Raw genomic sequence first — 13,010 nt, 5'->3', positions numbered from 1 at the left:
TCTACTTTACATTGCGGAACGCAGCGTCCGCGCCAGGTCTGCCAGCCGGTAGGGCTTGTTGACGAAGGCGAAGTCGTTCAGGTTCTGGCCATGACGCTGCTTGAGCGCCGGCAGCGGGTAGCCGGAGGCCAGCACGATCTTGGTGTCCGGGTAGTGGGTGCGTGTGTAGCTGGCCAGTTCCAGTCCGTCCATCCCGTTCGGCATGACGACGTCGGTGAACAGGATGTCGACGTCGCGCTGTTCCAGCACGTCCATCGCCTCGCGGCCGCTGGAAGCGGTCAGCACGTCGTAGCCCATGCTGGTGAACAGCGATGCGGCGACGTCCATCAGGTCCGGCTCGTCCTCGACGATCAGCACCCGCTCGACATGGGAACGCTTGTCTTCCTGGGCATCGGACACCACCGCCGGCAGGTAGATCGCGATCGTGGTGCCCTCGCCTTCGCAGCTCTCGATCACGACTTCGCCGTCCGACTGCTTGATGAAGCCGTACACCTGGGACAGGCCGAGCCCGGTGCCCTTGCCCACTTCCTTGGTGGTGAAGAAGGGCTCGAAGGCGCGCCCCACCACCTCGCGCGGCATGCCGGTGCCGGTATCGCTGACCGTCACCTTGACGTATTCGCCGGCGGGCAGGCTGCCCGCCTCGTGGTGGTCGAGCGTGACGTTGCGGGTGGCGATGACGATGCGGCCGCCGTCCGGCATGGCGTCGCGCGCGTTGACCACCAGGTTCAGCAGCGCCGACTCGAAACGCGCGCTGTCGATCACGGCGCTGTGCGCCTTGCGGTCGAGGTCGACCACGAATTCGATGTTCGAATTGCCGGCGCGGCGCAGCACCGGTTCGAAGCCGGTGATGATGCGGTTCAGGCTGCGGGTCTCGGCCTGCAGCGGCTGCTGGCGCGCGAACGCGAGCAGCTGCTGGGTCAGGCGCGCGCCGCGGTCGACGGCGCGGCGCATGCTGTCGATGGTGCGGCTGTCGCCGCCCTCGCCGCCGCGCAGGGACGCCTGCCGCTGCAGCGCCAGCACTTCGAGGCCGCTCGACAGCACCGACAGCAGGTTGTTGAAGTCATGCGCGATGCCGCCGGTGAGCTGGCCGATCGATTCCATCTTCTGCGCCTGGTAGAGCGCGGCGTTGGCCGCTTCCAGCGCCTCCGCGGTGCGCTTCTTCTCGGTCAGGTCGCGGGTGATCTTGGCGAAGCCCATCAGCTTGCCCTCGTCGTCGTGGATCGCGTCGATGATCACGTGGGCCCAGAAGCGGGTGCCGTCCTTGCGCACGCGCCAGCCCTCGGCCTCGAAGCGTCCGACCTCGCCGGCGGTCGACAGCGCGCGCTTGGGCACGCCGGCGGCCTGGTCTTCGGGGGTGTAGAAGCGCGAGAAGTGGCTGCCGACGATCTCGTCGTGGGTGTAGCCCTTGATGCGTTCGGCGCCCGAGTTCCAGTTGGTGACCAGGCCTTCCGGCGACAGCATGTAGATCGCGTAGTCGGTCACGCCCTGCACCAGCAGGCGGAAACGCTGCTCGCTTTCGCGCAGCTTGTCCTCGGCCTTCTTGCGCTCGGTGACGTCGCGGGTCACCTTGGCGTAGCCGAGCAGGATGCCGTCCTCGTTGTAGATCGGGTCGATCACGACGTGGGCCCAGAAGCGGCTGCCGTCCTTGCGCACACGCCAGCCTTCGGATTCGAACTTGCCCTGCTCGAGCGCGGTCTTGAGGGCGTAGGTCGGCAGGCCGGAGGCGCGGTCTTCGTCGGTGTAGAAACGCGAGAAGTGCTGGCCCAGGATTTCCTGCGCCACGTAACCCTTGAAGCGATTGGCGCCCGCGTTCCAGCTGCTCACGTGCCCCTGCGGGTCGAGCATGTAGATCGCGTAGTCGTTGATGCCGGTGATCAGGTATTGGTAGCGCCGCTCATCCGACATGACCTTTTTTTGCTGCGTATGTTCGTTCATGGCTAACGCGCGTTCGAGACGCCCTAATTCATTGATTCAAATCCATTTAATCATACACGCATGAGGGGCTTCTTGTCGGTGCGCGCGCCAACGGATTTCACGCTGTCCGACAGGCGCCAACGTTGCGTTATCGCCTCATCGGCAATATTGTCAAATAGCCCAGCGGAAGGCCGGTAAACTTTTCAATGTAAAATAGTGGGCTTGAAACCACGATCGCCCATCCGTCACCTTGCACATGAATCCGGCCCCGTCCGTCCCTGAACTCGACCTGTCGGCCTGCGACCGGGAGCCGATTCGCACGCCCGGCAGCATCCAGCCGCACGGCTTCCTGCTGTCCCTGTCGAGCGACATGGTGGTGCTGCAGGCCAGCGCCAACCTTGGCGACTGGACCGGCCGTAGCGCCCAGGCGGCGGTCGGCCGCCCGCTGGCCGAGGTGATCGGCGAGGCCGCGGCCCTGCGCCTGGCGCCCGAGCTGGAGACCAGGCTGGACTCCCGTCCTTACTATGTGGGCACGGTCACCGCCGCCAACGGCCGCCATTTCGACGTGCTGGCCCACCGCTGGGACGAATTGACCATCCTCGAGTTCGAGCCGACCGAGCGCGCGGCGCCGGCCGACTTCCGTCATTTGTACTCGCTGATCGGCGATTTCCTCAAAAAAGTCGACGGCGCCGAAAGCATCGAATCGCTGTCCCAGTTGGCCTGCCACCACGTACGCTCGGTCACCGGCTACGGCCGCGTGCTGGTCTACCAGTTCGACCGCGACGGCCACGGCCATGTCGTGGCCGAAGCCAAGCAGGACGACTACGCCTCCTACATGGGCCAGCATTTCCCGGCCTCGGACATTCCGGCCCAGGCGCGCCAGCTGTACGCGCTGTCGCCGATCCGCCTGATCCAGAACGCCAACTACACGCCGGCGCCGCTGGTGCCGAACCTGAACCCGCTCACCGGCAAGCCGAACGATTTGTCGTTCGCGGTGCTGCGCAGCGTCTCGCCGGTGCACCTGCAGTACATGCGCAACATGCACACGCTGGCCTCGATGTCGGTGTCGCTGATGGTCAAGGGCAAGCTGTGGGGCATCATCTCCTGCCACAACGAAGATCCGTCGCCGGTGCCCTTCGAACAGCGCACCGCCTGCGAACAGCTGGCCCAGCTGCTGGCGCTGTGCATCGAGTCGCGCGAGGATGCCCACGAGCTGCAGTTCCGGCTCGACGTGCGGCGCATCATGGTGTCGATGCTGGCCGGCCTGAGCCAGGGTAACAACTTCATCGAGAACCTGTCCGGCGTGTTCCCCGAACTGCTGCGCTTCGCGCGCGCAACCGGGGCCGCGGTGGTGTTCGACGAGCGCGTGCTGACCTTCGGCGATGCGCCGGAGGAGGAAGACATCCTCGGCCTGGTCGACTGGCTGGCGGTGCACGACCACGGCGATGTCTACCACACCGACAAGCTGTCCGCCGAATGGCCTGCGGCCGCGAAGATGATCCGCAATGCCAGCGGCCTGCTGGCGATGCCGATCTCGCGCATCCACAAGCACTACCTGCTGTGGTTCCGTCCCGAATTCGTGCACACCATCGAATGGGCCGGCAATCCGCACGACAAGCTGGTGCAGGCCACCGCCGCCGGCCTGCCGATCAATCTGTCGCCGCGCACCAGCTTTGCCGCCTGGCGCGAAACCATCCATGGCACCAGCGTGCCCTGGCACGGCGGCGAGATCGAACTGGCGCTGGAATTCCGCACCGCGCTGCTGGGCATCGTGCTGGAGCGCGCCGAGCAGATGGCCGAGCTGGCCGAGGAGCTGACGCGCTCGAACAAGGAGCTCGAAGCCTTCTCGTATTCGGTGTCGCACGACCTGCGCGCGCCCTTGCGCCACATCGTTGGATTCGCCGACCTCCTGATCGAATCGGCCGGCAGCGAGAACGGCGAGCAGCGCCAGCGCTTCCTGAAGAACATCAAGGATGCGGCGCGCATGGCCGGCAAGCTGGTCGACGACCTGCTGTCCTTCTCGCAGATGGGCCGCGCCTCGCTGCGCCCGACCACGGTCGACATGAAGGACCTGGTGGCCGCCTGCATCGACAAGCTGGCGCTGGAAACGCGCGGCCGCAACATCGAGTGGGATATCGCCCCGCTGCCGACGGTCTACGCGGACCCGACCTTCCTGCACCTGGCGATGTTCAACCTGCTGTCGAACGCCGTGAAGTTCACCGGCAAACAAGACCCGGCCGTGATCCGCATCGGCTTCGAGGACATGCCGCACGAGACCATCTTCCATGTGGCCGACAATGGCGCCGGCTTCAACATGGATTACGTCCACAAGCTGTTCGGCGTATTCCAGCGCCTGCACCGTATGGAAGATTTCCAGGGAACCGGCATCGGCCTGGCCAACGTCCGCCGCATCGTCGAGCGGCACAATGGCAGGGTTTGGGCCGACTCAAGGCAGGGCGAAGGCGCGACCTTCTCGTTTGCACTTCCCAAACAAGTATCGAATAACTGATCCAATCCTGAAAGAACACATGCTCAAGCCCATCCTGCTCGTCGAAGACAATCCGAACGACCTGGAGCTGACGCTGATCGCATTGTCGAAGAGCCAGCTCGCCAACCAGGTGATCGTCGTACGCGACGGCGCCGAAGCACTCGACTACCTGCACCGCCGCGGCGAGTACGCGCAGCGCCCGGCCGGCAACCCGGCCGTCGCCCTGCTCGACCTGAAGCTGCCGAAGGTCGACGGCCTGGAAGTATTGAAGGAGATCCGCACCACCGACGGCCTGAAGCCGCTGCCGGTCGTGATGCTGACTTCCTCGCGCGAAGAACAAGACCTGGTGCGCAGCTACGAACTGGGCGTGAATGCCTACGTGGTCAAGCCGGTCGACTTCACGGAATTCGTGCGCGCGATCGCCGACCTGGGCATCTTCTGGGCCGTGCTGAACGAACCGCCGCCGGGTTCGCAGAAGTACATCCGGCCGAACAAGTAAGCTTACGCCGAGCGCCGGCGCAGCAAATGACGGATGCGCGCACTGAGCGCATCCGGGTGGTAGGGTTTCTGCAGCAGATTGACGTTCGCTTCCATCTTCCCCTCGTGCGCCAGCACGCCTTCCGCATACCCCGAGGTGTATAGAATCTGCGCTTTCGGCAGCCGCTCGCGCACCACTTCTCCCAGCTGCAGGCTGCTGACCGGTCCCGGCATGATCACGTCGCTGAACACCAGGTCGATCTGTTCGCCGCTTTCGACGATGGCCTTGGCGGCCGCCGCATCCGGTGCCTCCAGCACCCGGTAGCCCAGCGCCGACAGGATGCCGCAGGTGGCGCTGCGCACGTCTTCCTCGTCCTCGACCACCAGGATGGTTTCCGGCCCGCCCAGCAGCGGCGCCACGGCGATGTCCTCGACCAGGTCCGGTTCGCCTTCGCTGCGCGGCAGGTAGATGCGCACGCTGGTGCCCTTGCCGGCTTCGCTTTTCAACACGATCTCACCGCCCGACTGCTTCACGAAACCGTAGGCCATCGACAGGCCCAGGCCCGTGCCCTGCCCGGTCGGCTTGGTGGTGAAGAAGGGTTCGAAGGCGCGCTCCAGCACTTCCGGCGGCATGCCGCCGCCGGTGTCGGCCACCTCGATCAGCACATAGCGCCCGGCCGGCAGCGAGGGCGGCAGCATCTCGCTGTCCGGACCGACGTTGGCGGCGCGGATCGTCAGCGTGCCGCTGCCGGCCATCGCATCGCGCGCATTGATGGCCAGGTTCAGCAGCACGTTGTTCAACTGGTTCGGGTCGACCAGGGTGCTGCCCAGGCGATGCTCGATCTCGGTGACGACGCGGGCGCGCGGGCCGAGCACGCGGCGCATCATGTCGTCCATTTCGCGCAGCAGGTGGCCCGGGTTGATCACCACAGACTGCAGCGGCTGGCGGCGCGCGAAGGCCAGCAGGTGCGAGGACAGCTTGGCGCCGCGCTCGACGCCGGACAGCGCGACGTCGACACGGGCCCGGCCTGCATCGTTCAGGTCGCCCACCAGCTTGAGCAGCTGCAGGTTGCCGCCGATGATCTGCAGGACGTTGTTGAAGTCGTGCGCCACGCCGCCGGTGAGCTGGCCGATCGCTTCCATCTTCTGGGCCTGGAACAGGGCCGACTGGCTGGCCGCCAGTTGCTCCTGGCTGAGGCGCAGCGAGACAAAGGCGTCGTCGCGCTGGCGCCGCGCGATGAAGGCGTCGCTGTGGTAGCGCACGCGCGCCACCAGTTCGCGCGGGTCCGGCCACTTCACCAGGTAATCGTTGGCGCCGACCGCGAAGGCCTTGGCCTTGACGTCGGGGTCATCCTCGGACGAGAGCACGATCACGGGGATGTGCTCGGTATCCTTGTCGGCGCGCAGGCGGCGCGTGACCTCCAGCCCGTCGATCTCCGGCATGCGCAAATCGACCAGCACCACCGTCGCGCCGATCTCCCTGGCCAGCTCGACCGCCATCGACGGCTGGCTGGCATAGCGCAGCGTATGCGGCGCGCAGGCTTTCAGACCGTGGGTGATGATGTCTTCGGAAAAGGATTCGTCGTCGATGAGGAGGACGGAACAGCGGGTGGAGTCGTCTTGGGTCATTGCAACTGCGGTAAAAGAGGAGGGACTGCTACGCGAATTGCAAAATTGGAAGACTTAATTTTACACCCAAGAATAATCACCAGGCATCATTTCTTGGAACGAACGCCGGTTTTTTTGCCGAATTTGCGCGATCCTCGGCGAAATGATTGTAAATACCCGCGTTCAACGCCCCTTCTTTTTATTCGACGTGAACGTGTAAAACCCCGGCGGCTTTTTTGCCACCCATTCGATGAAGGAACGGATGTCTTCGTGGCCCTGCAGCGCCTCCCAGGTGTGATACCCGCGCAGCAATTCCTTTTCCGAAAAGGTCGCGTGGATCTTCCGGTGGCAGACTTTATGGATCGGGAACTGCTCCCTGCCCTTCAGGGACTTGGGGACCAGATGGTGGCGGTCGACGTTCTCGCTGCCGAGCGGACGGCCGCACAAGGGGCAGGGACTGTCCGCGGCGGGAGCCGGGGGCAGCTCGGGAAAGTCGGGAATGCGGGAGCGGCGCGCCATCCTCTCCATATCGAGGCGCGCGCCGTCATTTAAAGCCTTGCCGAAGCCTTGATTCAGCCGCGCACCAGAGCGGCGATCGCATCGCCGACCTCCGCCGTGCCCGCCTCGCCGCCCAGGTCGCGCGTGCGCGGACCGCTGCGCAGCACTTCCTCGATCGCGGACAGGATCGCGTCGTGGGCCTGGCCATAGCAGGCTGGCACCTTGGCGCCGGCCGCCAGGAAGGCCAGCATCATCGCACCCGACCAGATCATCGCGATCGGGTTGGCGATGCCCTGCCCGGCGATGTCCGGCGCCGAGCCGTGCACCGGCTCGAACAGCGAGGGGAACTTGCGGTCCGGGTTCAGGTTGCCGGACGGCGCCAGGCCGATGGTGCCGGTACAGGCCGGACCGAGGTCGGACAGGATGTCGCCGAACAGGTTGGAGGCCACCACCACGTCGAAGCGGTTCGGCTGCAGCACGAAGCGCGCGGTGAGGATGTCGATGTGCTGCTTGTCGACCGTGACTTCCGGGTACTCGGCGTGCATGGCGTCGGCGCGGCCGTCCCACCAGGGCATGCTGATCGCGATACCGTTCGACTTGGTGGCCACCGTCAGGTGCTGCTGCTTTCGCGCCTTGGCCAGCTCGAAGGCATAGCGCAGCACGCGGTCGGTGCCGTGGCGGGTGAATACGGATTCCTGGATCACCATCTCGCGCTCGGTGCCCGGGAACATGATGCCGCCCAGGTTGGTGTACTCGCCCTCGGTGTTTTCGCGCACCACGAAGAAGTCGATGTCGCCGGGCTTCCTGCCCGCCAGCGGACAGGGCACGCCTTCGAACAGGCGCACCGGGCGCAGGTTGATGTACTGGTCGAACTCGCGCCGGAACTTCAGCAGCGAACCCCACAGCGAGACATGGTCCGGCACAGTGGCCGGCCAGCCGACCGCGCCGAAGTAGATCGCGTCCATGCCGGCCAGCTGCGCCTTCCAGTCGGGCGGCATCATGTCGCCGGTCTGCTGATAGTAGTCGCAGCTGGCCCAGTCGAACTGCGTGATCTCGAGTTCGAGGCCGAAGCGTTCGCTGGCCGCGGCCAGCACTTTCAGCCCCTCCGGGAGCACTTCCTTGCCGATGCCGTCGCCGGGGATGGCGGCGATCTTGAATACCTGGGTCATGATGAGCCTTTCCTGTAACGAGACAGCATCCTAGCAGGCTTCGCGGCGGCCCGCCGGGCCTGCCGCCGGCGTGATAACGTTGCAAGTCGGATACATTTGGTGAGAATCGGCGATGTATCGTGCGCGATGCTTCATGTAGAATATATTTACTTAAGGCAATACGGTACCTTCCCGCCCTGCTGCCATGCCCAATCCCCGCATGCAGAACGACGCCGTGCGCCATCCAACCATTTTCGCCCACCGGGCCAAGCCAAGCACATGAACCACCACGCACATCCCGCGGCGGCATCGGCCGTCGCCTCGCCGCGCGCCGAGTCTGCGCTGCTGGAAGCCATCGACCGCACCCAGGCCATCATCGAGTTCGCCACCGACGGCACGATCCTGCATGCCAATCCGCTGTTCCTGCAGACCACCGGCTATGCCCTCGACGAGATCGTCGGCCGCCATCACCGCATGTTCTGCGAACCCGGCTATGCGCGCTCGACGGCGTACGCCGCCTTCTGGGGCCAGCTGGGCAAGGGCGAGCCGCATGCCGGCGTCTTCAAGCGCCTCGACAGGAACGGCCGCGAAGTCTGGATCCACGCCAGCTATCACCCGGTGCTGGACGGCGCCGGCAAGACGCTGAAGATCGTGAAGTTCGCCACCGACATCACCCAGGACAAGCTGACCACCAGCGACCACGAAGGCAAGATCGCCGCCATCGAGCGGGTCCAGGCGGTGATCGAGTTCGACCTGCACGGCCGCGTGCTGCGCGCCAACGACAACTTCCTCGACACCTTCGGCTACACGGCCGATGAAGTGCTGGGCCAGCACCACCGCATGTTCTGCGACCCGGCCTATACCCGCACGCCCGAATACCTGGCCTTCTGGGAGCACCTGGCGCGCGGCGAATTCAACGCCGGCGAATACCGCCGCGTCGACAAGAAGGGCCATGACGTCTGGATCCAGGCTTCCTACAACCCGATTTTCGACATCGAGGGACGCCTGCTAAAGATCGTCAAGTTCGCCACCGACGTCACGCCGGCCAAGCTGCTGAGCGCCGAGACCGCCGGCAAACTCGATGCGCTGTCGCGCTCGCAGGCCGTGATCGAATTCGACCTGCGCGGCAACATCCTGACCGCCAACCGCAACTTCCTGCGCACGGTCGGCTACACGATGGACGAGATCCAGGGCCAGCACCACAGCATGTTCTGCACGCCGGACCTGCCGCAGACGGCCGAGTACCGCAACTTCTGGTCCGACCTGGCCGAAGGCAAGTTCAAGAGCGCACGCTTTCGCCGCCGCGGCAAGCACGGCGCCGAGATCTGGCTGCAGGCCACCTACAACCCGATCCTGGACGTCAACGGCAAGCCCTTCAAGGTGGTCAAGTTCGCCACCGACATCACCGAGCAGGTGCAGCGCGAACAGATGGTCAAGGACAAGGTGGCCGACATCACCCAGGTGCTGGGCGAGCTGACCCGCTCGATCGAAAGCATCGCCGGCAATTCGGAGCGTTCGCGCGACCTCGCGGTCCAGACCCAGCAGGAAGCCCGCGACGGCAACCAGCTGCTCGACCGCTCGCGCGAGGCCATCCTCGAAATCCAGAAGTCCTCGCGCGACGTGCACGACATCATCGACACCATCAGCGACATCGCCAGCCAGACCAATCTGCTGGCTTTCAACGCCGCGATCGAAGCGGCGCGCGCCGGCGAGCACGGCCTGGGCTTTTCGGTGGTGGCCGACGAGGTCCGCAAGCTGGCCGAGAAATCGGCCAGGGCCGCGCGCGAGATCGGCAAACTGATCAACGAGACCATCAACCGGGTCAACGAAGGCAGCCTGCTGTCCGACCAGGTCAAGCACGCCTTCGACCGCATCGAGCGCTCGGTCGGCACGACCTCCGACTCGATCGTCCAGATCCACGGCGCCACCAGCGAGCAGGCCGACGCCAGCCGCGACGTCGCCGCGCTGCTGGCCCAGCTGAGCGCCAACTTCGAGCGGCGTCCGGCGGCATGATGGAACACGCGCGCGAAGCCGGCGCCGAACCGCTGCTGGCCTACGCCCGGGTAGCGCTCGGCGAGCTGGCCATCGGCATCGACACCCGCCACGTGGTGCGCGCCCTCGCCCGCCCGCCTGCGCTGGCGCGCCTGCCGCGCAGCCACGGCGCGATCGACGGCGTGTTCAGCGACGGCGCGCAGGCGATACCGGTGGTCGATTTGCGCAAGTGGATGGGCGAGACGGCGGACGCCGCACCCGCGCAGATCCTGGTGCTGGGCGCGCAGGGCCGCCGCATCGGGCTGGCGATCGACACCGTGCGCGGCCTGGTGCGTGCGCGCGCCTCGCAACTGCAGCGCGTCCATCACGAACAGGTCGAGGACGACTTCTTCCACAGCGTGCTGGCGGCCGGCGATGGCGACCTGCTCAGCGTGCTCGATCCGCTGCAGCTGATGGCGCGGGTGCAGGCCTGGACCGCGTCCACCGACGCTGCTTCCGACGCTGCTTCCGACGCCGTGCAAGCGCAGGCTGCGCCGGAGCCGCTCCAGGCCCTGGTCCGCATCGGCGCGACGGTGCTGGCGCTGCCGGCCGCACTGGTGGCGCAGGTGCTGGACCGGCCCGAGGCCCAGCCGCTGCTGGGTGCCGGCCGCGAACTGCTGGGCATGATCCAGTGGCGCGGCCGGCATCTGCCGCTGGTCGACCTGGGGGCGCTGCTCGGCATCGACAGCGGCCCGGCGCCGCTGGTGGCGATCGTGGCGCAGGACGATTTGCTGGTGGCGCTGCCGGTCGACGAAGTGGTGGCGGTGCGCGCCCTGCCCGCCGACAGTGCCGCCGCGGCGCCGGACGCCGGCATCGATCATCCGCTGGTGCGGGCCATCGCCCTGCTCGGCGACGAGGAAGAACCGCAGCGCGTGCTGCAGATCGATACCGAGGCGCTGCTGCGCACGCACGCGGCGCCGGGCTTGTCGCGGCAAGAGGCGATTCAGGACGCATCCGCCAGAAGCGCGAAGCGCGCCCCGGCCCACGTCGTGTTCGATACCGGCCGGCGCTGGGCGATTGCGATGGCGGCGCTGGAAGCGATCCTGCCGCTGCCCGACACGATGGATGGAGACGCCGGCGCGATGCCGACCTTCGCCTGGCGCGGGCGCAGCCTGCCGCTGATCGATTTGCGCGAAGGGCCGGACGATGCGGCGTGCCAGGGACCGCAACGCGTGCTGGTGGTACGGCATGCGGACCGCCACGCGGCGCTGCGCGTGCACGACGTGGTCGAGCTCCTGAGCGCGAACACCGGCGAACTGCTGGCTTTCCAGGCCGCCGGCGGCGCGCGCGTGCAGATGATCACCGTCGGCGAGGGCATCGATCGCATCAGCTATCCGGTGCTGGAGCTCGACACCCTCCCCTTTTTCAGCGCCAGCTAGGGATCAGGCAGGCGCCCTGGCCACCACCAGCCGCGAGAAGCTGGCGATGCTGGCCACGGCGGCAAAGGCGGCGGCGATGGCGATCGCATACCAGGTGCCGCGCAGGTGGAACATGGTCAGGCAGAAGGCCACCAATGCGGCCCCGGTCGACTGCCCGATCAGGCGCGCGGTCGCCACCATGCCGCTGGCGCTGCCGCTGCGCGATGCCGGCGCGCTGCTCATGATCGCCTTCACGTTGGGCGCCTGGAAGAAACCGAAGCCGACCCCGCACACGGCCATGCGCCAGCCGATTTCGAAGGCCGAAGGATTGCCGGACATCCCCAGCAGCAGGGCCAGGCCGGCCGCCAGGATCGCCAGGCCGACGCCGCCCAGCAGGCCGGGCGAATAGCGGTCGGACAGGCGCCCCGCCACCGGCGCCATCACGCCGACCATCACCGGCCAGGGCGTCAGCAGGAAGCCGGTCTCCACCGCCGAGCGGCCCAGCTGGCTCTCGAAGTAGAACGGCAGCGCCACGAAGGCCAGCGCCTGCGCCGCGAAGGTGCAGATCGAGGTCAGCGTGGACAGCGAAAACAGCGGCAGCCGGAACAGGTCCACCGGCAGCAGCGGCGCCGGGTGCCCCTTCTGGCGGCGCAGCAGCAGGAAGAAGAACAGCAGCGCCAGCAAGGTCTCGGGCAGCAGGGTGCGCATGCCGACGCGGTGCGCGGCATCGCCCAGCGCCAGCACCGCCATGCCGAAGGCGGCCACGTTGTACAGCCCGGCGACGCCGTCGACCTTGTGGCTGGCGCGCGCGGTTTCCGGCAGCGCCCTGCGCGCCAGGAACCAGCCGAGCACACCGGGCAGCACGTTGATCCCGAACAGCCATTCCCAGGACGCGGTCGCGAGGATGATCGAGGCCAGGCTCGGCCCCAGCGCAAAGCCGATCGCCACCACCAGCGCATTGTTGCCGAAGCCGCGTCCGTGCAGGCGGGACGGATAGACCGCGCGGATCAGCGCCGAATTCACGCCCATCAGCGCCGCCGCACCGAGTCCCTGGAACAGGCGCGCCACGATCAGCATCGGCAGCGACCAGGCCAGCGCGCAGCCCAGCGATGCCGCCGTGAAGATCGCCATGCCGGCGATGTAGACGCGCTTGTAGCCGACAGTCTCGCCCAGCGCCGCGATCGGCAGCAGGGTCGCGACCATCGCCAGCTGGTAGGCGTTGACGATCCAGACCGAGTCCGCCGGGCTGGCGTGCAGCTGCTGGGCCATGGCCGGCAGCGCCGTGTTGGCGATGGCGGTGTCGAGCGCGGACATGCCGACGCCCAGCGAAAGGACGATCACGGCCCAGATGAGCTGGCTGCCCTTGAGGCCGTCCACAGGGATCGCGGATTTCTCGTAAGTACTTGTATTTACTGGGGATTGCATGATCGGCCTGCGCTAAAAAACCGATTATAGGGGGCTTGGGCGAGGTCTGCTGGCAGGACTGAA

The 13,010-nt window shown here is 66.6% G+C and carries 9 protein-coding genes; 4 read left to right on the top strand and 5 right to left on the bottom strand.

Features of this window, described 5'->3' with window-relative positions; translation table 11 throughout:
* Positions 1–6 precede the first annotated feature (6 nt).
* Positions 7–1,935, bottom strand: a complete 1,929-nt coding sequence (locus NX782_RS16375; protein ID WP_258846545.1) for a hybrid sensor histidine kinase/response regulator — start codon at positions 1,933–1,935, stop codon at positions 7–9.
* Between the two features lie 235 nt (positions 1,936–2,170).
* Between NX782_RS16375 and NX782_RS16370 the strand changes: the two genes are divergently transcribed.
* Entirely contained in the window at positions 2,171–4,423 is a 2,253-nt protein-coding gene (locus NX782_RS16370) for an ATP-binding protein (protein ID WP_258846544.1), read from the top strand.
* Positions 4,424–4,442: 19 nt separating this feature from the next.
* Positions 4,443–4,901, top strand: a complete 459-nt coding sequence (locus tag NX782_RS16365) for a response regulator (protein WP_258846543.1) — start codon at positions 4,443–4,445, stop codon at positions 4,899–4,901.
* Between the two features lie 2 nt (positions 4,902–4,903).
* Here the strand turns inward: NX782_RS16365 and NX782_RS16360 are convergent, their stop codons facing one another.
* The 3 genes from NX782_RS16360 to NX782_RS16350 all read right to left on the bottom strand — a co-directional run bounded on the left by NX782_RS16360 (position 4,904) and on the right by NX782_RS16350 (position 8,154).
* A complete protein-coding gene (locus tag NX782_RS16360; RefSeq protein ID WP_258846542.1) occupies positions 4,904–6,508 on the bottom strand; it encodes a response regulator in 1,605 nt (534 codons plus the stop codon).
* A gap of 162 nt (positions 6,509–6,670) precedes the next feature.
* On the bottom strand, positions 6,671–7,006 hold the full coding sequence (locus NX782_RS16355; protein ID WP_258846541.1) for an HNH endonuclease: 336 nt from the start codon (positions 7,004–7,006) through the stop codon (positions 6,671–6,673).
* Positions 7,007–7,059: 53 nt separating this feature from the next.
* Complete coding sequence (locus tag NX782_RS16350; protein WP_258846540.1) at positions 7,060–8,154, bottom strand: tartrate dehydrogenase; 1,095 nt, start codon at positions 8,152–8,154, stop codon at positions 7,060–7,062.
* A 258-nt stretch (positions 8,155–8,412) separates the two neighbouring features.
* On the opposite strand from NX782_RS16350, the gene NX782_RS16345 reads away from it, so the two are divergent.
* Both NX782_RS16345 and NX782_RS16340 read left to right on the top strand, forming a co-directional pair.
* A complete protein-coding gene (locus NX782_RS16345) occupies positions 8,413–10,146 on the top strand; it encodes a methyl-accepting chemotaxis protein (RefSeq protein WP_258846539.1) in 1,734 nt (577 codons plus the stop codon).
* A complete protein-coding gene (locus NX782_RS16340; protein ID WP_258846538.1) occupies positions 10,143–11,543 on the top strand; it encodes a chemotaxis protein CheW in 1,401 nt (466 codons plus the stop codon). Before NX782_RS16345 ends, NX782_RS16340 begins: the two co-directional genes overlap by 4 nt.
* A gap of 3 nt (positions 11,544–11,546) precedes the next feature.
* Here the strand turns inward: NX782_RS16340 and NX782_RS16335 are convergent, their stop codons facing one another.
* Complete coding sequence (locus tag NX782_RS16335) at positions 11,547–12,947, bottom strand: MFS transporter (RefSeq protein WP_258846537.1); 1,401 nt, start codon at positions 12,945–12,947, stop codon at positions 11,547–11,549.
* Positions 12,948–13,010: the final 63 nt, after the last annotated feature.

Origin of the sequence: Massilia norwichensis (assembly GCF_024753245.1) — a bacterium.
Taxonomy (GTDB): Bacteria; Pseudomonadota; Gammaproteobacteria; order Burkholderiales; family Burkholderiaceae_D; genus Telluria; species Telluria norwichensis.
This window is presented reverse-complemented; position numbering and strand designations above follow the sequence as displayed.